This is a genomic window from Candidatus Pseudothioglobus sp. uisw_142 (genome assembly GCF_059512465.1).
Genome location: NZ_CM183452.1, coordinates 437,199 through 463,995, shown reverse-complemented (window position 1 = coordinate 463,995; position 26,797 = coordinate 437,199). Strand labels below are relative to the sequence as shown.

General features: G+C 38.2%; 25 protein-coding genes and 2 tRNA genes. 11 read left to right on the top strand and 16 right to left on the bottom strand.

Features of this window, described 5'->3' with window-relative positions:
• Positions 1 to 44: 44 nt before the first annotated feature.
• A tRNA-Glu gene (locus AC5YGB_RS02405) sits at positions 45 to 119 on the bottom strand.
• Positions 120 to 135: 16 nt separating this feature from the next.
• A tRNA-Ala gene (locus AC5YGB_RS02400) sits at positions 136 to 211 on the bottom strand.
• A gap of 83 nt (positions 212 to 294) precedes the next feature.
• On the opposite strand from AC5YGB_RS02400, the gene AC5YGB_RS02395 reads away from it, so the two are divergent.
• From AC5YGB_RS02395 to rlmH, 4 genes are read left to right on the top strand one after another with little or no spacing between them, the layout of a single operon-like run.
• On the top strand, positions 295 to 1,017 hold the full coding sequence (locus tag AC5YGB_RS02395; RefSeq protein ID WP_020025003.1) for an MBL fold metallo-hydrolase: 723 nt from the start codon (positions 295 to 297) through the stop codon (positions 1,015 to 1,017).
• Entirely contained in the window at positions 1,014 to 1,616 is a 603-nt protein-coding gene (gene nadD / locus AC5YGB_RS02390) for a nicotinate (nicotinamide) nucleotide adenylyltransferase (protein ID WP_496137677.1), read from the top strand. Before AC5YGB_RS02395 ends, nadD begins: the two co-directional genes overlap by 4 nt.
• Positions 1,613 to 1,948 (top strand): ribosome silencing factor, encoded by a 336-nt coding sequence (gene rsfS, locus AC5YGB_RS02385; protein WP_020026395.1) that lies wholly within the window; start codon positions 1,613 to 1,615, stop codon positions 1,946 to 1,948. Before nadD ends, rsfS begins: the two co-directional genes overlap by 4 nt.
• 22 nt (positions 1,949 to 1,970) lie before the next feature.
• A complete protein-coding gene (rlmH, locus tag AC5YGB_RS02380) occupies positions 1,971 to 2,405 on the top strand; it encodes a 23S rRNA (pseudouridine(1915)-N(3))-methyltransferase RlmH (RefSeq protein ID WP_251988149.1) in 435 nt (144 codons plus the stop codon).
• A 9-nt stretch (positions 2,406 to 2,414) separates the two neighbouring features.
• Here the strand turns inward: rlmH and arsC are convergent, their stop codons facing one another.
• Positions 2,415 to 2,762 carry an arsenate reductase (glutaredoxin) gene (arsC, locus tag AC5YGB_RS02375; RefSeq protein ID WP_020026393.1) on the bottom strand — a complete coding sequence of 116 codons (348 nt, stop codon included), beginning with the start codon at positions 2,760 to 2,762 and terminating at the stop codon, positions 2,415 to 2,417.
• Positions 2,763 to 2,773: 11 nt separating this feature from the next.
• Here arsC and AC5YGB_RS02370 point away from each other — a divergent pair, with 11 nt between their 5' ends.
• A complete protein-coding gene (locus AC5YGB_RS02370) occupies positions 2,774 to 3,301 on the top strand; it encodes a TlpA disulfide reductase family protein (RefSeq protein ID WP_020024998.1) in 528 nt (175 codons plus the stop codon).
• Here AC5YGB_RS02370 and AC5YGB_RS02365 read toward each other — a convergent pair.
• On the bottom strand, positions 3,282 to 4,223 hold the full coding sequence (locus AC5YGB_RS02365) for a KamA family radical SAM protein (protein WP_496137676.1): 942 nt from the start codon (positions 4,221 to 4,223) through the stop codon (positions 3,282 to 3,284). The genes AC5YGB_RS02370 and AC5YGB_RS02365 overlap by 20 nt on opposite strands.
• Before the next feature lie 149 nt (positions 4,224 to 4,372).
• Here AC5YGB_RS02365 and uvrD point away from each other — a divergent pair, with 149 nt between their 5' ends.
• Positions 4,373 to 6,544 carry a DNA helicase II gene (uvrD, locus tag AC5YGB_RS02360; RefSeq protein WP_496137675.1) on the top strand — a complete coding sequence of 724 codons (2,172 nt, stop codon included), beginning with the start codon at positions 4,373 to 4,375 and terminating at the stop codon, positions 6,542 to 6,544.
• Here uvrD and AC5YGB_RS02355 read toward each other — a convergent pair.
• The 5 genes from AC5YGB_RS02355 to AC5YGB_RS02335 are packed head-to-tail and all read right to left on the bottom strand — an operon-like array spanning position 6,541 to position 11,465.
• Positions 6,541 to 6,954, bottom strand: a complete 414-nt coding sequence (locus AC5YGB_RS02355) for a rhodanese-like domain-containing protein (RefSeq protein ID WP_496137674.1) — start codon at positions 6,952 to 6,954, stop codon at positions 6,541 to 6,543. The genes uvrD and AC5YGB_RS02355 overlap by 4 nt on opposite strands.
• A 45-nt stretch (positions 6,955 to 6,999) precedes the next feature.
• The gene (gene rlmD / locus AC5YGB_RS02350; protein ID WP_496137673.1) at positions 7,000 to 8,322 is read right to left on the bottom strand and encodes a 23S rRNA (uracil(1939)-C(5))-methyltransferase RlmD; all 1,323 of its coding nucleotides are present in this window, start codon (positions 8,320 to 8,322) and stop codon (positions 7,000 to 7,002) included.
• Positions 8,315 to 9,469, bottom strand: a complete 1,155-nt coding sequence (gene glcF / locus AC5YGB_RS02345; RefSeq protein WP_496137672.1) for a glycolate oxidase subunit GlcF — start codon at positions 9,467 to 9,469, stop codon at positions 8,315 to 8,317. Before glcF ends, rlmD begins: the two co-directional genes overlap by 8 nt.
• Positions 9,469 to 10,032 (bottom strand): FAD-binding protein, encoded by a 564-nt coding sequence (locus tag AC5YGB_RS02340; protein ID WP_496137671.1) that lies wholly within the window; start codon positions 10,030 to 10,032, stop codon positions 9,469 to 9,471. The genes glcF and AC5YGB_RS02340 overlap by 1 nt, the downstream gene beginning before the upstream one ends.
• A 2-nt stretch (positions 10,033 to 10,034) precedes the next feature.
• Entirely contained in the window at positions 10,035 to 11,465 is a 1,431-nt protein-coding gene (locus AC5YGB_RS02335; protein WP_496137670.1) for an FAD-linked oxidase C-terminal domain-containing protein, read from the bottom strand.
• 209 nt (positions 11,466 to 11,674) lie between these two features.
• On the opposite strand from AC5YGB_RS02335, the gene AC5YGB_RS02330 reads away from it, so the two are divergent.
• A complete protein-coding gene (locus AC5YGB_RS02330) occupies positions 11,675 to 12,784 on the top strand; it encodes an aminotransferase class V-fold PLP-dependent enzyme (RefSeq protein WP_496137669.1) in 1,110 nt (369 codons plus the stop codon).
• An 11-nt stretch (positions 12,785 to 12,795) separates the two neighbouring features.
• Here the strand turns inward: AC5YGB_RS02330 and AC5YGB_RS02325 are convergent, their stop codons facing one another.
• A complete protein-coding gene (locus AC5YGB_RS02325) occupies positions 12,796 to 13,032 on the bottom strand; it encodes a YfhL family 4Fe-4S dicluster ferredoxin (RefSeq protein WP_020024989.1) in 237 nt (78 codons plus the stop codon).
• Between the two features lie 141 nt (positions 13,033 to 13,173).
• On the opposite strand from AC5YGB_RS02325, the gene AC5YGB_RS02320 reads away from it, so the two are divergent.
• The 4 genes from AC5YGB_RS02320 to AC5YGB_RS02305 are packed head-to-tail and all read left to right on the top strand — an operon-like array spanning position 13,174 to position 17,428.
• Positions 13,174 to 14,166, top strand: a complete 993-nt coding sequence (locus AC5YGB_RS02320) for a peptidylprolyl isomerase (protein ID WP_496137668.1) — start codon at positions 13,174 to 13,176, stop codon at positions 14,164 to 14,166.
• Between the two features lie 2 nt (positions 14,167 to 14,168).
• Entirely contained in the window at positions 14,169 to 15,254 is a 1,086-nt protein-coding gene (mraY, locus tag AC5YGB_RS02315) for a phospho-N-acetylmuramoyl-pentapeptide-transferase (protein WP_020024987.1), read from the top strand.
• 33 nt (positions 15,255 to 15,287) lie between these two features.
• Positions 15,288 to 15,854 carry a dCTP deaminase gene (dcd, locus tag AC5YGB_RS02310; RefSeq protein WP_026364892.1) on the top strand — a complete coding sequence of 189 codons (567 nt, stop codon included), beginning with the start codon at positions 15,288 to 15,290 and terminating at the stop codon, positions 15,852 to 15,854.
• Positions 15,855 to 15,859: 5 nt separating this feature from the next.
• Complete coding sequence (locus tag AC5YGB_RS02305; RefSeq protein WP_496137667.1) at positions 15,860 to 17,428, top strand: peptide chain release factor 3; 1,569 nt, start codon at positions 15,860 to 15,862, stop codon at positions 17,426 to 17,428.
• On the opposite strand, the gene AC5YGB_RS02300 is transcribed toward AC5YGB_RS02305, so the two are convergent.
• The 6 genes from AC5YGB_RS02300 to folE2 all read right to left on the bottom strand — a co-directional run bounded on the left by AC5YGB_RS02300 (position 17,425) and on the right by folE2 (position 26,588).
• Positions 17,425 to 18,468 (bottom strand): betaine/proline/choline family ABC transporter ATP-binding protein, encoded by a 1,044-nt coding sequence (locus AC5YGB_RS02300; protein WP_496137666.1) that lies wholly within the window; start codon positions 18,466 to 18,468, stop codon positions 17,425 to 17,427. The two genes, AC5YGB_RS02305 and AC5YGB_RS02300, sit on opposite strands and share 4 nt — an antisense overlap.
• Positions 18,465 to 20,633, bottom strand: coding sequence for an ABC transporter permease subunit (locus AC5YGB_RS02295; protein ID WP_496137665.1), 2,169 nt, complete (start codon positions 20,631 to 20,633; stop codon positions 18,465 to 18,467). Before AC5YGB_RS02295 ends, AC5YGB_RS02300 begins: the two co-directional genes overlap by 4 nt.
• A gap of 174 nt (positions 20,634 to 20,807) precedes the next feature.
• Positions 20,808 to 21,821 (bottom strand): glycine betaine ABC transporter substrate-binding protein, encoded by a 1,014-nt coding sequence (locus AC5YGB_RS02290; protein WP_496137664.1) that lies wholly within the window; start codon positions 21,819 to 21,821, stop codon positions 20,808 to 20,810.
• 224 nt (positions 21,822 to 22,045) lie between these two features.
• Positions 22,046 to 24,637 (bottom strand): DNA gyrase subunit A, encoded by a 2,592-nt coding sequence (gyrA, locus tag AC5YGB_RS02285; protein ID WP_496137663.1) that lies wholly within the window; start codon positions 24,635 to 24,637, stop codon positions 22,046 to 22,048.
• 104 nt (positions 24,638 to 24,741) lie between these two features.
• Positions 24,742 to 25,797 carry a 3-deoxy-7-phosphoheptulonate synthase gene (locus AC5YGB_RS02280; RefSeq protein ID WP_496137662.1) on the bottom strand — a complete coding sequence of 352 codons (1,056 nt, stop codon included), beginning with the start codon at positions 25,795 to 25,797 and terminating at the stop codon, positions 24,742 to 24,744.
• Positions 25,797 to 26,588, bottom strand: coding sequence for a GTP cyclohydrolase FolE2 (gene folE2, locus AC5YGB_RS02275; protein ID WP_496137661.1), 792 nt, complete (start codon positions 26,586 to 26,588; stop codon positions 25,797 to 25,799). Before folE2 ends, AC5YGB_RS02280 begins: the two co-directional genes overlap by 1 nt.
• Positions 26,589 to 26,797: the final 209 nt, after the last annotated feature.

Here is a 26,797-nt window from a genome sequence, read left to right as displayed (position 1 = left end):
AATTGAAAAAGTAAGTTAAATTTAACTTACTTAATCAAAAAAAATGGCATCCGGTAGGGGAATCGAACCCCTCTTGCCAGGATGAAAACCTGGAGTCCTAACCGATAGACGAACCGGACAAAATCATTTTTGCTATGGTGGAGCTAGGCGGGATCGAACCGCCGACCTCAACACTGCCAGTGTTGCGCTCTCCCAGCTGAGCTATAGCCCCAAAAAACCGGGTTGTTAGCAAAACCGTAGATTATAATCTGTATCTCATTTCAGTCAAGTCAAAATTGGTAAAATAGTACTATTATGGAAAAAAAATATAACAGCAATAATTACTCAATCGAGGTGCTTTATCATATCGGCGCCTATGAAAATTCAATTCATTTTATCTTTGATAAAGCTACTAAAACATGCGCAATTGTAGACCCAGCATGGGAGCCTGATTTATTTTTAAAGAAAATTAAGGATAAAGGTTATACACTTACGGACATCTGGATAACGCACTGGCATGGTGACCATACGAATGCAGTAGACGACCTTGCCAATAAAACTGGCGCAAAAATTACTGCTGGTGTTAATGAGGTTCCCTACCTCAATATTGAAAATCCAGTTCATACTGTTGATGATGGGGATGTGATTAAGCTTGGTGATATTGAAATAAAAATTATTGAAACTCCTGGCCATACAGCTGGTGGTGTCTGCTATCTTCTTGATGAACATCTTATTGCTGGTGATACATTATTTGTATATGGTGTTGGAATCTGTAGTCTTGCTGGATCAAATCCAGTCACGTTATTCCACTCTTTAAAAAAATTAATGGCTCAGGTACCTGATGATATTCATTTACTATGTGGACATAACTATGGCTCAGAAATTACAACGACGATTGCTGAACAAAAAAAGGCTAATCCTTTCTTGTTAATTGAGGATGAAGACACATTTGTCCGTTATAGAATGCATGTTCATGACTCAACAAGAACATACCCAATGTCACCAATGACACTAGATGAGGTAAATGCCCTACTATGATAGGGATTTATGGCGGCTCCTTTGACCCCGTTCATTTAGGACATCTTAAAACAGCAACCTCAATTAAGAATGAACTGGCTATTAAACGCTTGTTTCTTCTGCCTTGCTATGAACCTGTACATAAAGGCTCTCTTAAATATTCATCTGATCAAAGACTTAAGATGTTAAGCCTTGCAATTGAAGATTTCTCTGAACTTGAGATTGATAAAAGGGAAATTCTTCGTGGTGGAAGCTCTTATATGATTGACACTCTTAAAGAGCTAGTAGAGATTCACAAAGAAGAGACAATTTGTCTTATTATTGGCATGGATAGCTTTGTAAACTTCAAAACATGGAAACAATGGGATGAGTTTTCGAAGCTTGTTCATATGATTATTCTTCCGAGAAATGGAGATCAGCCCAGTCATAAGAATCTTGATACTTTTAAGTTAGCAGATAATATTGATCAGTTAAGGGCCAATTCAAATGGTCTTTTATATTTCTCTAATGCACAGCTTATAGATATTTCATCTAGCGATATTAGAGGTAAAATTGCCGGCAATCAAAATCTTGATAATTTAATGCCCTCTTCTGTTATAAATTTTTTACAAAAAATATGAAACTTGCTGAACAAATAAAAGTTGTTGAAAATGTTATTGATGATTTAAAAGGAGAGAAAATTGTAACTCTCAATATTATGAAACAGAGTGATGATATGGAGGCTATTATTATCACAACTGGACGATCTATTCAGCATGTCCGAGGCATAGCTAACAATGTCAGTAGCGAAGCCAAAAGGCTTAATATGCCAGTCCTAGGAACTGAAGGTACTGAGTCTAGCGAATGGGCTCTTGTTGATCTTGGAGAAGTGGTAGTTCATGTTATGACCGAAAAAACTAGAGAATTTTATAAACTAGAAAAATTATGGTCTATCGATAAAGATGAGGATTAACCTTATTGCTATAGGAAAAAAAATGCCCGACTGGATCTCCCATGGCATTGAACACTATAAGAAGCAACTCCCTAAAAACTATAATTTCACAATCACAGCTCTAGAGTCTCAAAACCGAAAATCAATTAGTGCTGAAAATACTAAAAACCTAGAAGAGAAATTAATTCTAGATGCAGCCTCTGGCTCATCTCTTTTGATAGCATTTGATGAGCTAGGTAAACAGCAATCAAGCAAAGAGCTATCTAAATCAATTGAGAAGTGGCAGCTTGAGGGTGAGAGTGTGGCAATGATTATCGGTGGTGCAGATGGGCTTTCGTCAGAGCTGAAACAAAAATGTAATTTGATTTGGAGCTTATCTAACCTAACTTTGACTCACTCCATGGCTAGATTACTGTTAGTAGAGCAACTCTATCGAGGCCACAGTTTAATGACTAACCACCCATACCATAGGAGTTAAAGAATTAACTCACAGGATTGAATTAATATTCTCTGGTGGTCTTCCAATGGCAACCCCTTTGTCTGTTCTAACAATAGGACGTTCAATTAAAATGGGTGACTCTAACATTGCTTTTATTAAATGATCTTCACTGAGAGACTTATCAGAAAGGCCAAGCTCTTTGTATTTTGACTCTCCCCTTCTCATGAGATCTCGAGCACTTATTCCTAAATCCTTCAAGATAGCTTTAAGTTCTTGCTCATTTGGAGGAGTATCAAGGTAATTAACAACCTCAAAGTCAACATCGTTTTGTTCTAAAATGGCAAGTGTTGCTCTTGATTTAGAGCAGCGCGTATTGTGATAAATCTTGGCACTCATTAATTTAACTCATGAAAAAACTACTTATTATACTCTTGCTAATATCTCCTATTCATACTAGCCAGGCACTCAGTCTTAACTCATTAGTTGACTGGGTAAAGCCTCTGATGCCATGGTACGAGCAAGAACCTGAACTAACATTTAAATTGACCGATATCAAGGGAAATGTGTATACAGAAAAAAATACAAAGGGGAAGTACCTGGTAGTTAATTTTTGGGCTACTTGGTGCACTCCATGCTTAAAAGAGATTCCTGCATTTGTAAAATTCTATAATAAAAATTCTGATCATGTTGAGATATTAGGGTTAGATTTTGAGCCAGTTAACATCGAAGTTATTAATGAGTTTATTGAACGCTTTAATATCAAATATCCAATCGTCCTTTATGATTATCAGAATGACTCTGAATACTCAAATTTTGGTGAGATTGTTGGAATGCCTACAACTCAAATATATAGTCCTGAGGGAGAGTTACTACAAACATTTATGGGAGAAGTAACTATTGAAGATTTAGATAAATTTATATCACCAATCTCTTAGACTCACCGCCCTCATCTCTAACTAATTTAGGTAACAAATAGCCTGGCACCATTTTCTGCAGAGATGTATAAATCTTATGAGCCTGATTATCTGAAATGAAGAAACTTTCTGCTCCAGAAACCTTATCAAGTAGATGGATATAATAGGGCAATATAGATGCCTCAAAAAGCTTATAGGATAGTTCAGCTAGAGTCTTAGCGTCATCATTCACATCTCTCAAAAAAACTGACTGATTAAGCAATGTAAGATTTCGCAAAGCCTTTATGTTATTAACAAATTCATCTGATATTTCCTGAGCATGATTAATATGAAAAACAATCACAACTTTGAGCTTTGTTTGATTGAGTGATGCTATAAGCCCCTCAGTAATTCTAGAAGGTATGACAACGGCTGTTCTTGTATGAATCCTCAGTGTTTTAATATGTTGAACGCTTTCAATCTTCCTTAATATTTTGTTAATTTTTTTATCACTCAATGTGAGTGGATCACCGCCACTCAATACAACCTCATTAACCTCAATTCTTTTTGATAAATAACTTTGAATATCAGCCCAATTTTTTAAAACATCATTATCGTCATAATCAAAATTTTGTCTGAAGCAATACTGACAATGGATAGCACAAACACTGCTCGATATTAATAGAACTCGAGAGGGATACTTATGAATCAAGCCCTTCACAGGTGAAAACTCTTCATCGTATACTGGCGAATCAATAAAACCTTTTGTACTTTGACGTTCTTTAGGAAGAATTTGCAATAAAAGAGGATCTAAAGGGTTAGTTTTATCTATTCTCTTAGCAAATTCAAGTGGGATCTTGATTGGAAAATTACCATCTTGAAATCGATCATTATCAAAATACTCATTACAATCATTGGCATTTTTTAAAGAACTTCTAACACTCTCATTCCAAGTTTTATTCATCTGAATGTTCTAATATAGTATTAAATAATCAGTCAACATTATAATGACTCAATTACTGATTATAATTTATCTATACTGACTCATTTGAGTGCGATTTTTGCTTAAAGTTAGAGCTTAAATAAAGCCTTTTTTATATTCAATTAACTATTATGATTTCACCACCTATTGCTGACGGATTAAATGAAAAACAGCAACAGTCAGTAGTCCTGAGTGAAGACGTTAATGCCCTAATACTTGCTGGCGCTGGAAGCGGTAAAACAAGAGTTTTAACCCATAGAATCCATTATCTAGTCTCTGAAAAAAATCATCATGTTGATGATATCCTTGCAGTGACTTTTACGAACAAGGCTGCAAATGAGATGAAAGAAAGGCTGACCAACCTTCTGAGACAACCCATTGGCAGGATGTGGGTTGGTACTTTTCACTCCCTTGCTCATAGACTTCTCAGAACACATCCACTCGAGGCAAAGTTATCACCCACCTTTCAAATTCTAGACTCTCAAGATCAGTTTCGAATTGTTAAACGCTTAATGAAAGAAAATGGTATTGATGATACAAAGTTTCCTATCCGAAAAGTGCAATGGTTTATTAACCAACAAAAAGATGAGGGCATACTCCCTCAAAATATTGATGCAGGCTATAACTTTTTTGTAAAACAGAGTGCTAAGGTTTTTGATCTCTATGAGAAGCATTGTCAAGCCAATGATCTGGTTGATTTTGCTGGCTTGCTGGTTAAAAGCTATGAACTCTTAAAGAATAATCAGAATTTATTAGATTATTATCAAAAAAAGTTTTGTCATATTTTGGTAGATGAGTTCCAAGACACCAATCGAATCCAGTATCAATTTATAAAAATACTGCACAATCAAAATAATCATGTCTTCTGTGTTGGTGATGATGACCAGTCTATTTATGGATGGAGAGGAGCAAGAGTTGAAAACATACAAAAGATAGAAAACGACTTCAAGCCGATAAAAGTTATCAAGCTTGAGCAAAATTATCGCTCAACTGGAAACATTCTTAGCGCTTCCAATGCTCTCATTGCAAAAAATCAAAATAGACTTGAAAAGTCATTATGGACTGAGTCTGGAGATGGAGATCTCATCAATATTTTTAATGCGCGAACAGAAACTGAGGAAGCACAATATGTAGTAAGTGAAATCGAGAACCATTTTAATCAAGGAAAAAATCTTAGTGAATGCGCCATACTCTATCGTTCAAATGCTCAATCTCGCGTCTTTGAAGAATCCCTAATTAAAAGAAATATTAATTACAGAATTTATGGTGGTCTCAGATTTTTTGAGCGCGCTGAAATCAAAGATGCAATGGGCTATATCCGTCTTGCAGAAAATACCTCTGACAATATTGCTTTTGAGAGGGTTGTCAACTTTCCAACGCGAGGCATCGGAATATCCACCATTGAAAAGATTAGATCCCATGCAGCTGAAAATCATACCGACCTCTTTCAATCATCTATTGCTATTATTGAAAGCCTTCCAGCCAGAGCAGGGAGTGCCTTACAAGGATTTATTCATCTGATTGAAGCGCTTATTGATAGCACTAAAAATCTAACACTTAGTGAAAAAGTTGACTCAACTCTTCTTCAGTCAGGATTGATGACTCACTATGCCAATGATAAGACTGATAAGGCTGGAAGTAAACGAGAAAATCTAGATGAGTTAGTTACAGCAGCCAAACAATATGTTCACGAGAATGAAAGTGAGATGAATGAAACTCAGGGTTTTATTGCTCTAGCAACGCTTGACTCTAGCGGTGAATCGAATCAATCTAGTCAAGAAAGTGTTCAGTTAATGACCGTTCATTCTGCAAAAGGATTAGAATTCCCTGTTGTCTTTTTAGTTGGTTTGGAGGAGGACTTATTCCCTTCAAGGCAGAGTAAAGATGAACCTCACTTACTTGATGAGGAAAGGCGTCTTTGTTACGTCGGCATGACCAGAGCAATGCAATCACTGACACTAAGCTATGCAAGTAGAAGATTCCTTCATGGTCAGTCTTTTTATTCACTTAATTCAAGGTTTTTAGATGAAATCCCTAAAAGCTTTTTAAATTACATTAAGAATCCAAATAGTGACTATACGACAACTGCTTATGAGGACGTTAAAAGTTCACCGCAAAAAATGGTATCCACTTCAAGTAGTTCCATCTATTCTATTGGCCAAGTCGTCAATCATGCCAAATTTGGGCATGGAACAATCCTAAATTACGAGGGAAGTGGTGATTCGATGAGACTACAAATCAAATTTCAAAAAGCAGGAACAAAGTGGCTTATTAGTTCTTACGCAAAGCTCGAGATTGTTTAGCCCTGAGACCAAGGCATCCCATCATTCCGCCAGCCATTAAGATTGCCTCGGTGATCATTCTCGTCTAAGTCGCCCTCAAAACCACTCGCGACATGAGAAACACAAGTAAACCCATTACTTTGTAGACACTTTAAAGCCTCATTCGATCTGAATCCACTTCTGCAGATGAGAATCAATTCTGTGCCTAAAATGTCACTACGATCACTAAGATGATTATTTACTGCCTTGCAAAAAGCTGAAGGATCAGAGTTTAAGTCTGGCTCATCAAACCAGGGAATTAAAATAGAATTTTTAGGAAAGCCAACATACTTATGTTCAGCGCTTGTTCTGACATCAATCAATACAGCATCTGGATTTTCATTTAACCTATCAACAGCCATTTTTGGAAGTAAGTTTCTTTTGTTTTCCATTCTATTTCCTTATAAGGTAGTTCTTGAGTAATGATACTCTATGCTTTATTTTTTTCGAGTAAAAAGTGCAATTGACTCAACATGTGCTGTTTGGGGAAACATGTCCATAACCCCTGCATTCTCCAGATAAAAGCCTAAATCAATCAACCTTGCAGTGTCTCTTGCAAGGGTTGCTGGGTTGCATGAGACATAAACCAAACGCTCAACATTTAGCTTAGGAAGAAGATCTACAATCTCGATTGCCCCTGTCCTAGCAGGATCTATTAATGCTTTATTATAATTTTGACCTCTAAACCATTCGAAACCAGATACATCCTCAAATAAATCAGCCTTATAAAAGGATGCATTGGAGATATTATTTGCCTCAGCATTTTCCTTTGCCCTCTCTACCAAGCCTCGATCTCCTTCAATGCCAACCACTTTATTGACATATTTTGAAATAGGGAGTGTGAAGTTACCAAGTCCGCAAAAAAGATCAATGACATTATCTTGTTCATCTAACTCCAAGAGATCTATTGCCAAATTAATCATTTTTTTATTGAGCTCAAAGTTGACTTGGGTAAAGTCATTGGGCAAAAAAGACATTTCAATGCTATGATCTGGAATAGAGTAAGTAAGCTGAACAGATTTTGTTAATGGCTTTATAGTATCTAGCCCACCACTTTGCAGATACCAAGTAATTTGAAGTTTTTGGGCGTAGTCACTCAAGACCTCTTCATCTTTATTAGTAAGTGGCTGAAGGTGCCTCAATATCAAAATGGTGTCTTTTTCTGCAATGGCGACCTCGATTTGAGGAATATGCTCTTTAATGCTAATTCTCTCTATGCACTCTGAGAGTAATTCAAGGTTGCCACCTAGGGAGGGATGCAAAACCTCACATCGACTCATGACAGTGACAAATGAGGATTTTCTCTCTCTAAAACCAACCAGAACCTTCTCTTTTTTTGCAACATAACGAACCCCGAGCCGAGCTTTACGTCGATAACCCCAGCTCCCAATCTGCATTGGCTTTAACCACTCTTTTGGCTCTACCTTGGCTTGCCCCTTGAAGGCGCTTTGAAGCCAGTCCTGTTTTGCATTAATTTGATTTTCGCTCGATAGGTGCTGAAATGAGCAGCCGCCACATATTCCATAAACCGAGCACTTTGGCTCGATTCTATCCGAAGAAGGCTCAAGTATTTCGATAACGTCCGCCTCCTCATACTTAGCTCGAGACAGCGTCCTAGAGGCAATAACCTTCTCTCCAGGTAAAGCACCTCGGGTAAATATAACCTTATTATCAATGTGAGAGATGCCTCTGCCTTCATGAGATAAAGACTCAATCTCAATTTCATAACTCTTACTTTTTAGCCTTCTTCTTCTAGACATCAAGAAGCTCCACCCAATGCTTAACTGGGATCGAGCTTCCCTTTTGAAGGTGCATTAAACATCCAATATTACTTGTGACAATCATCTTAGGTTTTGAGACATTTAGATTTTCAATTTTCTCTGATCTGAGTTGATTGGCTATTTTAGTCTCAAAAATCGAATATGTACCAGCAGAACCACAACAAATATGTGAATCTTTGACTGGCTTTTTAATATATCCAAAGTCCGAAAGAATTGACTCAACTAGGCCGCCTAATTTTTGACCATGCTGCATAGTGCACGGCTCATGATAGCTAATATTTAACTCTTTTAGGTTGAGCCTACTCAAATCTTTATTGGCAAGATATTCAGCAATATCTTTAGTTTTTGAGGAAACAAGGAGTGCTTTTTCATAATACAGATCAGACTCTTCAAAGAGATTAGGATAATCCTTAATCATTACGCCGCAACCACTCGCACTGGATATGATTGCCTCAACACCAGAGTCAAGCTGTGAAATCCAGCTATCAATGTTTCGTTTAACTTTTTTTAGCGCATCGTTAGAGGCGGCTAGATGCTGATCAAGGGCGCCGCAGCATTCACTTTGAGAGGACTCCCTTACTTCAATATTTAATTTAGCCAATATATTTTTTATACTGTGATTGATATTTGGTGCGAGTGATGGCTGAACACAACCTCCCATCAAAAGAACTGAGGAGTCTATTGTATTGGGTTTGTTTTGTTTTGAGCTTACCTTGGAGTGACGAAGAAAATACCCAATAGGCCTAAAGAGTAATGGGGTTAAAAGGGTCTTTCTAACGATGTATCGATACAGTGCCTGCAGCTTTCCTCTCTTGGATTCCATCATTTCACGCCCTATTTCAAGCAACTGACCATACTCAACGCCAGAAGGGCAAGTTGTCTCACAGGATCGACATGTAAGGCATCGATCCATATGACTCAAAGATTTTTGACTAAATTGGTTCTTCTCTAATGCAGATTTAATAAGATAAATCCTACCCCTAGGAGAATCTAACTCATCTCCTAACAACTGGTATGTTGGACAAGTAGCTAAACAGAAGCCGCAATGAACGCATGATTCAATTATTTGACTGGCTCTATCTTGAGTTGATTCTGAGATTGCGTTGTTGGCTAGGTCTATATGCATTAGATAAAAACTCCATAAGGATCAAACACACTCTTGAGTTTTTTTTCAATTTCACTCTTTATAGGAGATTCAGTTTTACTCTTAACCCCTTTAAGATCTAATCTATTTACAACTTGTTCTGGGAGAACCTTGAAGCTGATTTGGGTAATGACAGCAAGCTTACCTAATGAGCCAACTAGAAGCCTTGAGACATCATAACCGGCTACATTTTTCATCACCTGACCGCCAAAATTTAGAAGATCTCCCTTGCCATTAATAATTTGAACCCCCAAAACACTGTCGGACAGATCTGAACCCGATGTTGCATAAATTGATCCAATAGTCTTTTCAGAACCACTCACATAGAATGAGAATGCCTGGCTATTTTTTTCCAGGACTTCTCTAGCTTCCTTGATGGATGTTCCTGCTTTAAGCGTAATGACAAGCTCCTCTGGAAAATATTCAACCACGCCAGAGTATGACGACATATTTAATAGCTCATCGTCAGATTCATCACCTGAACTAGTAATTCTTAGTTGGCTTGCATTTCTTATTTTTTTTTGGAGCTCTGAAATGGAGTTCATAATCAGAAGCGCTCCAGTTCAGGATGAGGCAAATTACCATGATGGACATGCATATTGCCGAGTTCAGCGCAGCGATGAAGGGTTGGAACGGCTTTGCCAGGATTGAGGAGTGCGTGTGGATCAAAAGCAGCTTTAATTTGATGAAAAACATCTAACTCTGCCTCACTATATTGATAACACATTGCATCTAACTTTTCTACACCAACGCCGTGCTCTCCCGTGATGCTTCCTCCAGCTTCAATGCAAATCTTAAGAATTTTATTTCCAAACTCTTCTGTTTTTTCTAGTTCGCCTGGAATCCCTGCATCATATAATATTAATGGATGGAGATTACCATCACCCGCATGAAAAACATTTGCAACCCTCAGGTTATAGTGTCTTGATAGTTTATTAATTTTTTCAAGAACATCACCTAAGTGTCTCTTAGGAATGGTTCCATCCATACAATAGTAATCTGGAGATATCCTACCTACTGCTGGGAATGCGGATTTCCTTCCTTTCCATAACAGAAGTCTCTCTTCTTCAGTTTCTGAAACTCTGATTGAAGTTGCCTTTGAAAGTAGTTTTTTAACTTCATTCACATCATTATTGACAAGATCAATAGAGCCATCTAATTCACATAGAAGAAGTGCTTTTGCCTCAATGGGGTATCCTGGTTTTGCGAAGTCTTCAGCGGCCTCTATTGCAAATGCATCCATCATTTCAAGACCCGCCGGTATAACGCCGTTTTTAATAATATCAGCAACCGCCTGTGCGCAGTCTCTGACGCTGTCAAAACCGGCCATCACTAGTTTAGCTAGTTCAGGCTTAGGAGTGAGCTTAACTGTTATTTCAGTAATAACACCTAAAAGCCCCTCTGATCCAGTCATGAGTGCCAACAATCCTAAGCCGTCATCTTGACGAGAGAATACTAACTCATCTCCATCAATCGTTAAGATTTTAAGAGACTCAATATTTTGTACTGTGAGTCCATACTTAAGGCAGTGAACTCCGCCAGCATTTTCAGCAACATTTCCCCCAATAGTGCATGCAATTTGAGATGAGGGATCTGGAGCATAATATAATCCGTACTCCTCAGCCGCCTCACTAATTGCCAAATTTCTAACGCCAGGCTGAACTACCGCAGTGCGAGCATTTTGATCAATAGAAATAATGTTAGTTAATTTTGAAAGTCCTAAAACAACACTACCCTTAAGGGGCATAGCGCCTCCTGAGAGACCAGTTCCAGCGCCTCTTGTTACGACTGGTGTGTTATTCTGACGGCAGATTTCTAGTATCTTTTTAATTTGACCGACCTCACTTGGCAAAACAACGGCCAAAGGCTCTTGTTTATAAACGCTCAGCCCATCACATTCAAATGGCCGAGTATTTTCAGAACCACTAATAACTGTGTGTTTTGGTAACGACTTCGTTAACTGAGAAATTATTGACACATCTTGCCTTCAATTGTTAAGGATATTCCTATCATAGTGAGATGAAACACATTTATTTAAAATTAAATTCAAGCGGTTATGAATTTAATTATTAATTATTAATTCATTATCTAAGATAATTATAAAAAAAATTATATATTGTTTTTATCGGCTTTGAAGTGACATATGTCAGATAGATTCAAGAATGAACTAACAACCGAGATTAAAAAATGAAATCATTTTCTCCGCCAAATAGATTACTCATGGGTCCTGGTCCCTCAGATGTTCACCCAAGAATTTTAAGTGCCATGGCAAGGCAGACAATTGGACATCTAGATCCTGCATTTATTGAAATGATGGATGAAACGAAGCAGATGCTTAAGTATGCATTCATGACTGAAAACGAGTTAACTATGCCTATCTCTGCTCCAGGTTCTGCTGGCATGGAGGCATGCTTTGTCAATCTGGTTGAGCCTGGCGATAAGGTCATTGTGTGCATCAATGGTGTTTTTGGTTCTCGAATGAAAGAGAATGTCACTCGGATTGGTGGTCACGCCATCATCGTAAATGATGAATGGGGAAAACCAGTAGACCCTCAAAAAGTGGAACAGAGTTTAATTGATAATCCTGATGCCAAAATTGTTGCTTTCGTTCATGCAGAGACTTCAACTGGCGCCCTATCAGACGCAAAGCTAATTTGTGAATTAGCAAACAATCATGGGTGTATTACAATTGTTGACGCGGTAACCTCTTTAGCGGGATCAGAATTGAGAGTTGATGATTGGGGCGTAGATGCTATTTATTCGGGCTCACAAAAGTGTCTATCTGCAATGCCAGGCCTATCACCTGTTAGTTTTAGTGAGAAAGCCATTCATAAAATTACCCATCGAAGTACTCCCGTTACCAGTTGGTTTTTAGATCTTAACTTGGTCATGGGTTACTGGGGAAAGGGAGCAAAACGAGCCTATCACCATACAGCGCCCGTTAACACCTTGTATGGACTTCATGAATCTTTAGTCATGCTGACTGAAGAGGGACTTGAAAACTCTTGGGCGCGACATCAAGTAAATCATCTCCTTTTGAGAGAGGGATTAAGTAAGCTTGGAATTCATTACCTTGTCGACGAGTCAAGCAGACTCCCACAGCTCAACAGCGTATTTATACCAGAAGGCACAAATGAAGCAGAAGTTCGCTCAATTCTTCTTAATGATTACAACATAGAAATCGGAGCTGGTCTAGGGGACTTGGCTGGCAAGATATGGAGAATTGGTCTAATGGGTCACACTTCAAGGAAGGAAAATATAGACCTTTGCTTATCAGCCCTTCAAAAAGCCTTGTAGACGGTCTGAAATTAGTCTTTAATTTTTGCCAGTAATTCTTCGTCCGTCTCTACCCTATCAGGATCAGGAAGGCAGCAATCCACTGGGCAAACTTCAACGCATTGCGGGGTGTCAAAATGTCCTACACACTCAGTACAAAGATCTCCATCAATTTCATAAATTTCTTCACCCATATAGATGGCCTCGTTTGGACACTCCGGCACGCAAACATCACAATTAATGCATTCATCAGTAATAAGTAGAGACATAAAAAATCCTCAGTTTAAGTATATAAATTATCACAACTCCTAAGTTATGATAATACATTTTTAATAGACATATTTTAACGTAACAGCGCTAAAATATTGAGGATTTTGGGTATCATTAATCATTTTCTTTCTAAGGTTATTATGAGAAGACTTTTAGTTATTTTTGCACTTCTATTTTCCACTTTATCTATTGCAAATCTTGATGATGGAATATATGCTCACCTGACAACGAGTAAAGGTGAAATCACTGTTCAACTAGCTTACAAAAAAGCCCCGCTCACTGTTACCAACTTTATTGCCCTATCTGAAGGAACCAAGGTAAGTAATAAAGAACTTGGAACCCCTTTTTATGATGGATTGGTTTTTCATAGGGTTATCGATGATTTTATGATTCAGGGCGGAGACCCTAAGGGAAATGGTACTGGCGGACCAGGGTATATGTTTGCCGATGAATTTTCAGATCTCATTCATGACAGGCCTGGTGTTCTATCCATGGCAAACTCAGGGCCAAATACTAATGGATCTCAATTCTTTATCACCCATGTCCCAACGCCTTGGCTTGATGGAAAGCATAGCGTATTTGGCTCAGTTGTTGAGGGAATGGATGTAGTTAATTCAGTTAAACAAGGCGACATATTAGAAGCTGTTAGAATCGAACGTGTGGGAGAGGAGGCCAATCAATTTGCTGCCAATGAGGATTCATTTAATGCATTAATCTCAAAGGCTAATGAAAATATACTTGCAAGCCTAAAGCTTCGTCAACAGGACTTTGAATCCTATGTGTCTTCAACTTATCCTAATGCAAAAGAAACCGATTTGGGTTACTTCACTAGGGTCAGCAAACAAGGTGATGGCGTTTCACCCAATAAGGGTCAAATCGTTTCAATTGATATCGCACTTAAAGCGAATACGGGTGAAGTGATGCGTGCTGCTGGAAGCCCTATTCCGTTTATTCTTGGCAATGGTGAAATCATCAGCATCATTGAAGAGAATGCTCAAGAGATGACGATTGGAGAAGAGAGAACAGTCATTGCAACCTATGAGTCTGTATTTGGCGATGCCCCAAGCGGCAATATTCCACAAGATGCTTTTATCATTTTTGATCTTATACTTATAGCTGCTGAGGACAATTAAATATGTTTCTAGAGCTTTTAAGCTTTCTTGCATCCCTGGACACTGGCTTCAATGTTCTAAGCTACTTAACAGTGAGAGCAGTTTTCGCAATGATGACTGCTCTTCTCATAACCCTATTTCTAGGAAAATGGATCATATCCAAACTTCTACAGTACCAAATAGGGCAAGTCATTCGTGATGATGGGCCTGAAACCCATTTGGAGAAAAAAGGCACTCCAACGATGGGTGGTGTGTTGATTCTTTTTGCTTTTTTTACCAGTGTTCTGATATGGGGAGATTGGCGAAACCCTTTTCTATGGATTGTGATTTCTACTGCCCTCCTCTTTGGCTTAGTGGGATTTATTGATGACTACTTAAAAATTAAAAAACAAAACTCTGATGGCCTAAGCAGAAAACAAAAACTTTTGACTCAAACCGTTGGAACTCTATTAATCTGTATGTGGTTGTTGAGTTTGAACTCTAAGACTATTGGCTCAGAGCTACTCATTCCATTCTTTAAAGATCTTATCATTCCTTTAAATGCTATAGGTTTTTTACTTATAGGCTGGTTTGCTATTGTCGGCGGCTCCAATTCTGTAAACCTCACTGATGGGCTTGATGGGCTGGCAATTATGCCTGTGATACTCATTAGTGGTGCACTGGCAGTCTTCGCCTACATTGGTGGTAACTATAATTTTTCAGCCTATCTTAATATGCCTTTTATGCCTGGGACTGGAGAAGTATTTGTTCTGTGTGCAGCACTTATTGGTGCTGGCTTTGGCTTTCTCTGGTTTAACACTTATCCAGCAGAAATCTTCATGGGAGACACTGGATCTCTGGCACTAGGTGCTATCCTTGCTGTCATTGCAATCATTGTTCATCAGGAAATTCTATTGATACTGATGGGTGGTATATTTGTTGCTGAAACGCTATCAGTTATAATACAAATTGGCTACTTTAAGAGAACACAAGAAAGATTTTTTTTGATGGCTCCCATTCATCATCACTTTGAAAAAAAAGGGCTTAAAGAGCCCAAGATTATTGTGCGCTTTTGGATTGTTACATTGATCCTTGTTTTAATCAGCTTGGCAAGTATTAAGATTAGATAATTCATTAACTATTGAACTGTAAAATATATTCCTATGAGCATTAAATCAGATAACTGGATTCGACGAATGTCCCTTGAAGAGGATATGATTAAGCCATTTGAACCCAAGCAAATCCGTCGAGCAAATGATCAAAAGATTATCTCTTATGGCACCTCTAGCTATGGATATGATGTCAGATGCTCAACAGAATTTAAAATATTTACCAACATCAATCACAACATTGTGGACCCAAAAAATTTCAATGAGCAAAGCTTCGTTGAGGTCAACTCTGATGAATGCATTATCCCTCCCAACTCATTTGCACTAGCCAGTACTGTTGAGTATTTCAAGATCCCTCGTTCAACCCTGGTCATTTGTCTTGGAAAATCAACTTATGCAAGATGTGGGATTATTGTTAATGTCACTCCACTTGAACCAGAATGGGAAGGACATGTAACACTTGAATTTTCAAATACAACTCCCCTTCCAGCAAAAATATATGCAAATGAGGGCGTTGCCCAGATGCTCTTTTTTGAATCAGATGAAATGTGTGAGACCTCTTATAAGGATAGAAATGGCAAATACCAGGGTCAAACCGGTGTTACCCTTCCTAAAGCTTAAAGATAATGTCTGAAGTTTCTAAACGTCGCACCTTTGCGATTATTTCTCATCCAGATGCTGGCAAGACGACTGTCACTGAGAAACTCTTGCTTTATGGGGGTGCAATTAAAACGGCTGGAAGCGTTAAAGCTAGAAAAGCAAACACGCATGCTACGAGTGACTGGATGGAAATGGAAAAAGAAAGAGGAATATCTGTTACCTCCTCTGTCATGCAGTTTCCATATGATGATCACGTCATTAATCTTCTAGACACTCCTGGACACGAAGATTTTTCTGAGGATACCTACAGAACCCTAACAGCAGTCGACTCTGCATTAATGGTAATTGATGTTGCAAAGGGTGTTGAGCAAAGAACCATTAAATTAATGGAGGTTTGCAGACTCAGGGATACGCCAATATTAACCTTTATCAACAAGCTAGATCGCGAAGGAAAGGAGCCCATTGAGTTACTAGATGAGGTGGAGTCAGTCTTAAATATTGAGTGTTCACCAATCACTTGGCCAATTGGAATGGGCAAAGGCTTTAAGGGTGTTTATCATTTACTAGAGGATAAAGTTTATCTTTTTGAAAGTGGAAAGAACGCAAGTATCGGTGACAATACCTTAATTGATGGAATTAATAATGCTAAACTCGATGAATTTTTAGGTAAAGAGCTGGCACAAGAGGCCCGTGAAGAAATTGAACTCATTACAGGAACTACCAACCCCTTCGATATTAATGACTTTCTAGAAGGGAAACAAACACCTGTTTTTTTTGGATCAGCAATCAATAATTTTGGTATTGAAAACCTTTTAGATGGCTTCATACAATACGCACCAACCCCCCAAGAAAGAGAGAGTGATATTCGAAACGTTCTCCCTCAAGAAAAAAAACTTACGGGTTTTGTATTTAAAATTCAAGCAAACATGGACCCTAAGCATCATGACCGCCTTGCCTTTATGAGGATTGTGAGTGGAGAGTATCAAAAAGGCATGAAGCTTCTCCAAGTCTCGAGTGGCAAACAAATTAAAATTGCCAATGCTGTAACATTTATGTCCCGTGAGAGAAGCTCGACAGATTTTGCCTACGCTGGTGATGTTATTGGCATCCACAACCATGGAGGAATTGGAATTGGAGACACCTTTACTCAAGGCGAGAAAATTAATTTCCAAGGGATACCTAACTTTGCACCCGAGCTCTTTAGAAGAGCTCAACTAAAAGACCCTCTCAAAGCAAAAGCTCTTCAAAAAGGCCTCGATCAGCTCTCGGAAGAAGGAGCTACTCAGGTCTTTAGACCTGTTTCAAATAGCTCTCAAATTTTAGGAGCTGTAGGAATACTTCAGTTTGATGTTGTTGCTCATAGGCTTAAATATGAGTATGGGGTTGACTGTCAATTTGAGACAATTAATGTAGCAACAGCAAGGTGGGTCTCAGGCTCTGACAAGGACATAGAGCAACTCAAAATAAAAGCTGGAAATAATATAGCCATTGATAGCGCAGGCATGCTGACATACCTTGCTCCAAGTATGGTCAATCTTCAACTCACTATTGAACGTCACCCAGAATTAACTTTCAGCTCAACAAGAGAACACTAATCAATAACTGCCTCCAAGGGCTGAACAACTTCGGCAATATTCTTCTTGTTTAAATAACCAACATCAGCTCCACTAGAATCTTGAACTACACAACAATCTGCATTTTGTCTAAGCATTTCACATAAAACAGAATCAACCGAATCCATTTCATTCACTTTAATGTTAGAAGAGCCCTTTGCTGGTTTTTCATTTGTCATTACTGACTTTGCATGAAGCACATGAGAGCGGTTAACTTTTTTAACAAAATCCCTTACATAGTCATCCGCTGGTGTCATTAAAATATCTTGTGAAGTGCCATGCTGAACTAGCTCTCCACCATTAAGGATGGCAATTCGATCTCCAATTTTGAGCGCCTCATCAAGATCATGAGTAATAAAAATAATGGTCTTATGGAGCTCTTGTTGGAGTTCTAAAAGTAAATCTTGCATATCACTTCTAATGAGTGGATCAAGTGCACTGAATGCTTCATCCATCATTAATATTTCAGTATCACAAGTTAAAGCTCTAGCCAAACCAACACGCTGCTGCATTCCACCTGACAATTGGGATGGGTAACGGTCTTCATAACCAGATAACCCTACTCGATCAATCCATTTTTTTGCTCTTGTAATAGCGTCATCCCCTTTTACACCCTGCAAGTGAACGCCCAGACATACATTATCCATAATGGTTTTATGCGGAAGGAGTGCAAAACTTTGGAATACCATCGCAGTTTTTTGTTGCCTGAATTGCCTTAATTTCTCCATCGGCATCTGAATAACATCTTCACCACCAATCATAATGGATCCAGCTGTAGGCTCAATAAGTCTATTAATATGCCTGATTAATGTTGACTTGCCAGAACCAGAGAGCCCCATAATAACTTCAATATTCTTGTTAGCTAAATCAAGATTAATATTACTTAACCCCAAAACATGCTTATACTCTCTCAGAAGATCATCTTTTCCCATCCCATTATCAACATGTTTCAGAACAGAATCCGCCTTAGGTCCAAAAATTTTAGTTAAGTTAGAAATTTTAACTTTAATATCATGCGTCATAGTACGTCTCCTGAGCGGTGTTTCTGTATTCTAGTTCCAAATGCCTGAGAAACCCTATCAAATATTACAGCCAAGGCAACAATTGCCAAACCGTTAAGTAACCCCATTGATAAGAATTGGTTTTGAACAGCCTGAAGTACAGGCAATCCAAGGCCGGCAACACCAATCATGGAGGCGATAACAACCATTGCAAGGGCCATCATAATTGTCTGGTTAATCCCAGCAAATATATTAGGAAGTGCAAGTGGCATTTGCACCATAAATAATCGTTGCCTGTATGTAGCTCCGAATGCATCAGCAGCCTCCATTGCCTCTTTATCAACCAATCGGATCCCTAAATTTGTCAACCTAACTATTGGTGGCATTGCGTATATACAGACCGCAATAAGTCCTGGAACCTTTCCAATTCCAAGCATCATTACAACTGGAATGAGATATACGAAAGATGGTATAGTCTGCATTACATCTAAAACTGGGGTTATCCATGATTGCGCCCTGTCTGATCGAGACATCCAAACTCCAAGAGGAATGCCAAGCGCTAAACATAATATGGTTGCAGCAGAAATCATTGTAACCGTAGAGACCATTGGCTCCCACATATCAAGAAAACCAATAGCAAAAAAGGCAGCCATTACCCCTATTGAAACTTTTATACTTCTTGATCCTAGCCATGCAAGCGCACCAGCAACTAATAGGAAAATTGGCCAAGGGGTTGAAAGAAGTAACTTTTCAATGACAATCAAAAATGTTAAGAGTGGGTCAAAGAATGACTCAATATTATTTCCAAACTCTCTTGTGAAATCTTTAAATGCTGCATCAACACAGTTTCTAGAACTCATCATCACGTCACCAGGTATTGATATGACATTATTCACAAATATGCTGAAATCGGAGGTATTTACAGAATCAACGACTCGTGTATTGAGTGATGCAAAATATTGAACTTGAGAGGCAGGATCAACAGATCTCACTGCACTCATATTACTTTCTATATTGTTTGATAAACCTGAAATATTAGCCGCTAAAGCCTCTGGATCGGTAGACCTTATTGAGATGTATTGTCTGTCAAGTCGCTCTACCGTTTTATCAAAACTAGATACTGCCCTAACCTTAATATCTCCATAATTGCCTGCATCATATCGTCCAGCAAGCTCGATCACCTTTGCACTGAGCTCATTAGCTTTATTGGTAAGAGGAATAAGTACGTTTTCAATGGTTGCTACATCGGTTCTTATTGCTGCTTCTTTGACGGCTCTTACTAAAGCCTCAGGGTCATTAACCAAGGGCATCAAATCAGAGACAATTTCATGGCTATCAGCCATTTCTTCAACTCTAGCATGTGTAGCGATGCTTAAAGTATCAAGGTTGTAGACCATATCACGAGCACCCGGATAATTCTTATAGATAGACGCAGATGCATTGACTTGCTCTCTGATCTCAGAGAGTCGCTCCAAGTGTGACTGAACTGAAGAATTTGAGCTGAGATAGTCAATATTTGCTCTCAAAGAATTGATACCATCATTAAGCAGAGAAATCTGAGAGCCCATCTCGCTCATAAATGCATCGCTATACTGCTCTGCTTTATCTGAATAATTACTTGTAAGTTTCTGAATATTTTCAGTTAAAGTTAAGGATTCAGAACTATTACTGACATATCGAGCATTTTCTTCAATCTCTTGAAAGAGAGATTCTATTTGAGGGAATAGAGCAACTATATCGTCTGGGGATGAAGTCAAATCAATCTGATTGTTTAATTCTGCTATTGAACTCTCATAACTATCAAGAAGCGAACTTTCATTAGAGTTATATAAGCCAGAAAGCTCTTGTGTTTTTGACTCAAGAGTCTTTGACAGGATTTGAACCTTCTCTAGGAGCTCTGCTGAACTATTAACTTCAGTCAATGGGTTTGACTCATTAGAGAGCTCTTTTAATGTTTTGGCTTTTACTTCAGCCCTCTCAGCAAGCTTAGAAAAACTATCAGTTATCTTTACTAACTCAGAATAATCAGTTGCACTTTGAACTTGAGTACTGAGGTCATCCGCCCTTTTGGTCATCGCCTGTATAAAATTCAAATCTTTATTGAGTATTCTTAGATCTGCAATTTCAGATGCAGGGGGTATACACTCAATGATGCTTTGTTGAGGAAGTGGCCTAACTGCTGCCATAATGAGCTCCTTTAATTTTTAATATTTATTCTAACACTTTCAATTTAAAAATTATCAGCAGTTAATCTAATAACTTTTAAATTAATTTAAATAATAAAAAAATTGCCCGTAATTATCTAAACTACGGGCAATTTTTTATTTTATATAGTAAGTATTAACTTACTGATCTTTCATTTATAGTGAAGCCTCTACAGCAGCAGCAACATCTGCGCTAACCCATGGCTTCCAAACATCTCCATGAGAAGACAAGAATTCAACAGAAGCATCCGCTCCAGTTCCACCTGTATCTTCCATCCAAACTAACATTTCGTTCATTACAGTACCAGGCCATGTGCGAGATTTAAAGTAATCCATAGCTCCTTTAGGTCCGTTATAGAACATGTTGTCACTAAGAAGAGTGTTAACACGTGAGTTAATCCATGCTGATGGCTCAGGATCTGAACAGTTATCACCACCTAGTGCAATACATCCAACCCAGTTGTCATCACCAGCATAAGGTACGCCAAAGTCAACAGCTCTTAAGTCATACTTTCCAACTAAAGAAGTTGGGTTCCAGTAGTAGCCAAACCAGTTCTCACCTTGCTCTGATGCTTTAGCAATAGATCCATCAAGACCAGCAGCTGATCCAGGATCAATTAGGTTCCAGCCCAAAGCTTCCATATCAAATGCTTTGTAAAGACTTTGATTTGATAATTGACAACCCCAACCAGCAGGGCAGCCATGGAAGGCCCCTCTTGAAGGGTCTTCTTTGTCTGGGAATAAGTCAGGACGTGCAAGAATTGCTTGTGCAGTTGTTAATTCTGGATGCGCATCAAGCGTATGAGGAAGAACCCACCAGCCTTCTCCAAGTCCACTCATTGGTGCCATATTACCAATATGTAAACGTCCAGCACCAACAGCACTATCAACTAGATCTGCCATCGCATTTGCCCAAATCTCTGGTGCAACGTCAGGTTGTCCAGTTTCATTCATTGAAGTGAATGTAGGCATAGTTGAACCAGCAACTAACTCTACTTCACAGCCCATTGCTTCCAACATTGCTTTATCAACATTTGCCATCAATGAAGCTGAGGCCCAGTTCATATCTGCAATAGTAACTTTTCCACATTTAGCAGCATTTGCCGAAGTGCTGAGCAATAAAGCTGCAGCTACCGCACCAAATACCTTAGTAGTGAATTTAATATTCATATATCTTTCTCCTAAAGGATTATTGTATTATCAGAGTGAACAATTTCATACTCTGAAGCGATTATAGCAACTGAAAAAAAATATTTTAGTTTTTTTTTAAAAAAAAATAAAAAATATTTTTGAATGATTTATGAATAACTTACAAGGAGTTAAAAGAATTCATCATCTATTTCAAACGAACAATAGTTTAAATTGAACTCATAAATTAATAACTAAATATTAAACTACTCTTCTGAAGTGACTTCAATCTCGGCAGCACCCTCTTCGTCATCGTCAGTTTCTGCTATTTTAGCGACTGAAACGAGCGCCTCATCATCAGCAATATTAATAAGAGTCACACCTTGAGTATTTCGTCCAATAATAGAGACATCAGCTGCACGAGCCCTGACTAAAGTACCTTTATTTGAGATTAACATCATCTCGTCTTCATCAGTTACCTGAATAGCGCCGACAACCTGTCCATTCCTATCTGATGTCTTAATTGAAATAACGCCTGAACCGCCTCTTGCCTGAGTACGATATTCATCAAGTTGCGTTCTCTTGCCATAGCCTTTTTCAGTTGCAGTTAAAATTGGATCATCAGATTCAGCTACAATCAGTGAAACTACTTTGTCTTTGTCAGCCAGTCTTATTCCTCTGACACCTATCGCAGTTCTTCCTACAGAGCGGACATCAGACTCTTTAAAGCGAATTGATTTACCTGCAGAAGAGAATAATAGAATATCATGCTTCCCCGCGGTAATTTCAACACCAACTAATTTATCGTCATCTCTTAATTCAATGGCAATGATTCCACCTTTTCTAGGTCTTGAAAAGTTTTGAAGAGAAGTTTTTTTACAGGTTCCTGAGCTCGTAACCATAAATACAAATTGATCATCAGTAAACTCCTTGACTGGCAATATTGCATTGATTGACTCATCCTTTTCTAATGGCAAGAGATTGATGATTGGCTTACCTCTTGAAATTCTAGAAGCCATAGGCAACTCGTAAACTTTAAGCCAATGTACCTTGCCCGTTGAAGAGAAACAGAGGACAGTATCATGAGAATTAGCAACAAATAATTGATCCACAAAATCTTCATCCTTCATCTTGGTGGCAGCCTTACCTTTTCCACCTCTTCTTTGTGCATGGTAATCACTGAGTGACTGCGCTTTTACATAGCCGCCGTGAGACAGAGTTACCACCCTATCCTCTTGAGCAATAAGGTCCTCAAGAGTAAGATCAATCTTGTTCTCTATGATCTCAGTCATTCTAGCGTTACCATAATTATCACGAATTTCAATAATTTCATCTCGAATGACTTGCATCAAGAGGTCTGGTGTTTGAAGAATATCTAATAAGTTTTTGATCTGCTCTAATAACTCATTAAATTCATTGAAAATTTTGTCTTTTTCAAGACCCGTTAACCTGTGAAGTTTTAAATCAAGAATGGCTTGCGCTTGTTTCTCTGATAGCTGGTAATCACCATTTTTTTGCAGACCTAATGCAGAATCAAGATCTTGAGGCTTAAACTGTGCCATGTCTCTATCACCAATAAGCTCTTGAATGACAGATCCTTGCCAAGTTCTTGCAACCAAACCTTCTTTTGCCTCACCTGGATTTGGTGCAGCTTTTATCAGCTCAATAATTTCATCAATATTAAAAAGTGCAACCGACAAACCTTCTAATAGATGTGCTCTATCTTTTGCCTTGTTGAGTTCAAAAATTGAGCGCCTTGTGACAACCTCTCTTCTATGCGCTATAAATGCATTAAGAATCGATTTGAGGTTCATCAGTTTTGGCATGCCATGGTCGATTGCAACCATATTGATACCAAAAACAGTTTGCATTTCTGTGAGTTTATAAAGGTTATTGAGCATTATCTCTGGAACTTCACCCCGACGAAGCTCTATAACCATTCTCATTCCATCCTTATCAGATTCATCCCTAAGTCCAGTAATTCCATCTATCTTCTTATCTTTAACAAGTTCTGCGATTTTGCCAATAAGCCTTGCTTTATTGACCTGATAAGGAAGTTCAGTAACGACAATACTTAATTTATCCTCACCCTCAACATGTGACCTTGAACGTAAGTAAATCTTTCCTTTACCAGTCTCATAGGCTTCACGAATTCCACTTGCACCATTAATGATGCCAGCAGTCGGAAAATCAGGGCCTGGAAGAACCTCTAGTAGTTCATCAACAGTAATCTCTTCATTGTCAATAACTCTGAGGCATGCTTCTGTTATCTCTGTTAGGTTGTGTGTAGGAATATTTGTGGCCATACCAACCGCAATACCTGAGGAGCCATTAATTAATAGATTTGGAACGCGAGTTGGCAGGACTCCAGGTTCACTTTCAGAGCCATCATAATTATCTATAAAATCTACAGTTTCTTTATCTAAGTCACGAAGAAGCTCGTGTGAGAGCTTAGTCATTCTTATCTCAGTATATCTCATTGCAGCAGCACGATCACCATCTACTGAGCCAAAGTTACCCTGTCCATCAACTAGTATATTTCTCATTGCGAATGGCTGAGCCATCCTTACAATCGTATCGTAAACTGCAGTGTCTCCATGAGGGTGATATTTACCAATAACATCACCAACGATTCGAGCAGATTTTTTATAAGATTTATTGTAATCATTACCAAGAACATCCATAGCGTACAAAACACGCCTATGAACCGGTTTTAAGCCATCTCTAACATCAGGAAGAGCTCTTCCAACAATCACACTCATTGCGTACTCTAGATAAGAGTCACGCATTTCATCTTCTATAGATATAATCGGGAATTTTTGCTCAAGAATTTCTTTAGAATCGATATCGTCAGACATAGAATAAACCTATATAAATAAGTAGGTTTTATTGTACCCTAGATGACGCAAAAACACACCAATAAATTGGCTATTTTTAATAGAAAAAAACGATTAAAAAAAGGCTAAGAGTTGCGCTTATTTACGGATTTTGCAAGATCTCTTAAAAGGTTTTCAGTATCAGCCCAGCCAATACAGCTATCAGTTATACTAACGCCATATTCTAAAGACGAAAGAGGTCCAACTTTCTGATTTCCCTCATTAATATGGGATTCAATCATAACTCCAAAGATAGATTCGGAACCATTCTCAATTTGAGAAGCAATATTTGCACCCACCTTTAATTGGTTTTTAAACTGCTTTTCAGAGTTCGCATGAGAGAAGTCAACCATCACCTTAGAAACTAGTCCTTTACTTTTAAGCTGTTCACAGGTACTTTCAACATATTCTTTTGAATAATTTGGACCATCTTTTCCACCTCTTAAGATTATATGAGCAGTATCATTACCAAGCGATGTAAAGTGGCTTATGCCGCCATCTTTATTGACTGATAAAAGGTGGTGAGGGCTATTGGCCGACTGGATAGCATCAATAGCAATAGTAAGAGAGCCTCCAGTGCCATTTTTAAAGCCCACAGGGCATGATAATGCTGAAGCAAGCTCTCTATGTGACTGACTTTCAGTAGTTCTAGCACCAATCGCGCCCCAAGAGATCAAATCAGAAAGGTACTGAGGTGTCAATACATCCAAATATTCAACGCCCACTGGCATATTAATTTCACCTAAATCTACAAGTAGTTTTCTGGCAGTCTCAAGGCCTTTGTCAATATCAAAACTTTCATCAAGATAAGGGTCATTAATCAAACCTTTCCAGCCAACTGTTGTTCTGGGTTTTTCAAAGTAAACACGCATCACAATAAATAAATCCTCAGACAACTCATCTTTTAACTTTGAAAGATTTTGAGCGTATTCCATTGCAGCCTTGGTATCGTGAATTGAGCACGGACCAACGAGAACCATAAGTCGATTATCGTTCCCATAAAGGACATTTTTAATAGTGTTTCTTGCACTTACAACAACTGATGCAGCCTTCTCAGACAATGGAAGCTTCTCAATAAGAGCGTTAGGAGACACCATAGGTGCACTTGAAACAATTCTTACATTATCTGTATTGTGGAGCATTATTTTTGGTTTGTTATTAATGCATAAGCTGAATGATTATGAATAGATTCAAAATTTTCAGACTCTAAGGAGTAATAGTTAACTTTCTTACTAGTATTCAATTCTACAGCAATATCTCTTACTATATCTTCAACAAAAGCTGGATTTTCATAGGCTCTTTCAGTAACCACTTTCTCATCATCACGCTTTAAAATAGCGTAGAGTTCACTAGAAGCTTTCTGCTCCGCTAGATCAATCAAATCCTCTAAATAAATAGTCTCTCCGACAGAGGCTTTTGCTTCAATTGTAATATGAGACCTTTGATTGTGAGCTCCGTACTTGGAAATGCTCTTAGAGCAAGGACAAAGACTAGTCACTGGAACAACAACTTTAAGTATCAGATCTGACTTGCCGTCAATAACACTTCCAATTAAAGTTGCCTGATAATCGAGCAAGCTTTGAACACCAGAAGATGGCGCTTTTTTGTTTCGGAAAAATGGAAAATCAACAATAACACGTGCATCATTAGATTCGAGTTTATCTGCTACCTTTTGAACAAGATTCATAAAGCTCTCAACTCCAAAACTGCACTCTCCATCATTTAAGATTTCAATAAAACGTGACATATGAGTTCCCTTTACATTTGCAGGAAGCTCAACTGTCATAGTAAAATTTGCAACAGAAGGTTGAGATGCATTGTCTCGATTTATAAAATTGATTGGGTGCAAAATATCCTTAATCCCAACTTGGTTAATAACAATATTTCGGATATCTTTTGTATTTTGAGTATCAGGGAGTAATGTATTTTTCATAATTTAATAAGTAGAAGATAAATTAGTCTAAAGGTTTCTAAAATGAATATTAGAACAGAAAAAATTTACAGATAGAGTGCTCAAAATATTTGAAGACGCTGCATCTGGAACAATTTTTAGTTCGAACATATTCGGAAAAATTGACAAAAAAACGGCATTATACCTGCATAAATCTTACTATACCACCTACAATTATTGTGAGAATTAGC

What these genes read in the sequence shown, in the direction of transcription:
- AC5YGB_RS02395 (WP_020025003.1), top strand. Translation starts at nt 295, where the DNA reads ATGGAAAAAAAATATAACAGCAATAATTACTCAATCGAGGTGCTTTAT.
- nadD (WP_496137677.1), top strand. Translation starts at nt 1,014, where the DNA reads ATGATAGGGATTTATGGCGGCTCCTTTGACCCCGTTCATTTAGGACAT.
- rsfS (WP_020026395.1), top strand. Translation starts at nt 1,613, where the DNA reads ATGAAACTTGCTGAACAAATAAAAGTTGTTGAAAATGTTATTGATGAT.
- rlmH (WP_251988149.1), top strand. Translation starts at nt 1,971, where the DNA reads ATGCCCGACTGGATCTCCCATGGCATTGAACACTATAAGAAGCAACTC.
- arsC (WP_020026393.1), bottom strand. Translation starts at nt 2,762, where the DNA reads ATGAGTGCCAAGATTTATCACAATACGCGCTGCTCTAAATCAAGAGCA.
- AC5YGB_RS02370 (WP_020024998.1), top strand. Translation starts at nt 2,774, where the DNA reads ATGAAAAAACTACTTATTATACTCTTGCTAATATCTCCTATTCATACT.
- AC5YGB_RS02365 (WP_496137676.1), bottom strand. Translation starts at nt 4,223, where the DNA reads ATGAATAAAACTTGGAATGAGAGTGTTAGAAGTTCTTTAAAAAATGCC.
- uvrD (WP_496137675.1), top strand. Translation starts at nt 4,373, where the DNA reads ATGATTTCACCACCTATTGCTGACGGATTAAATGAAAAACAGCAACAG.
- AC5YGB_RS02355 (WP_496137674.1), bottom strand. Translation starts at nt 6,954, where the DNA reads ATGGAAAACAAAAGAAACTTACTTCCAAAAATGGCTGTTGATAGGTTA.
- rlmD (WP_496137673.1), bottom strand. Translation starts at nt 8,322, where the DNA reads ATGTCTAGAAGAAGAAGGCTAAAAAGTAAGAGTTATGAAATTGAGATT.
- glcF (WP_496137672.1), bottom strand. Translation starts at nt 9,469, where the DNA reads ATGCATATAGACCTAGCCAACAACGCAATCTCAGAATCAACTCAAGAT.
- AC5YGB_RS02340 (WP_496137671.1), bottom strand. Translation starts at nt 10,032, where the DNA reads ATGAACTCCATTTCAGAGCTCCAAAAAAAAATAAGAAATGCAAGCCAA.
- AC5YGB_RS02330 (WP_496137669.1), top strand. Translation starts at nt 11,675, where the DNA reads ATGAAATCATTTTCTCCGCCAAATAGATTACTCATGGGTCCTGGTCCC.
- AC5YGB_RS02325 (WP_020024989.1), bottom strand. Translation starts at nt 13,032, where the DNA reads ATGTCTCTACTTATTACTGATGAATGCATTAATTGTGATGTTTGCGTG.
- AC5YGB_RS02320 (WP_496137668.1), top strand. Translation starts at nt 13,174, where the DNA reads ATGAGAAGACTTTTAGTTATTTTTGCACTTCTATTTTCCACTTTATCT.
- mraY (WP_020024987.1), top strand. Translation starts at nt 14,169, where the DNA reads ATGTTTCTAGAGCTTTTAAGCTTTCTTGCATCCCTGGACACTGGCTTC.
- dcd (WP_026364892.1), top strand. Translation starts at nt 15,288, where the DNA reads ATGAGCATTAAATCAGATAACTGGATTCGACGAATGTCCCTTGAAGAG.
- AC5YGB_RS02305 (WP_496137667.1), top strand. Translation starts at nt 15,860, where the DNA reads ATGTCTGAAGTTTCTAAACGTCGCACCTTTGCGATTATTTCTCATCCA.
- AC5YGB_RS02300 (WP_496137666.1), bottom strand. Translation starts at nt 18,468, where the DNA reads ATGACGCATGATATTAAAGTTAAAATTTCTAACTTAACTAAAATTTTT.
- AC5YGB_RS02295 (WP_496137665.1), bottom strand. Translation starts at nt 20,633, where the DNA reads ATGGCAGCAGTTAGGCCACTTCCTCAACAAAGCATCATTGAGTGTATA.
- AC5YGB_RS02290 (WP_496137664.1), bottom strand. Translation starts at nt 21,821, where the DNA reads ATGAATATTAAATTCACTACTAAGGTATTTGGTGCGGTAGCTGCAGCT.
- gyrA (WP_496137663.1), bottom strand. Translation starts at nt 24,637, where the DNA reads ATGTCTGACGATATCGATTCTAAAGAAATTCTTGAGCAAAAATTCCCG.
- AC5YGB_RS02280 (WP_496137662.1), bottom strand. Translation starts at nt 25,797, where the DNA reads ATGCTCCACAATACAGATAATGTAAGAATTGTTTCAAGTGCACCTATG.
- folE2 (WP_496137661.1), bottom strand. Translation starts at nt 26,588, where the DNA reads ATGAAAAATACATTACTCCCTGATACTCAAAATACAAAAGATATCCGA.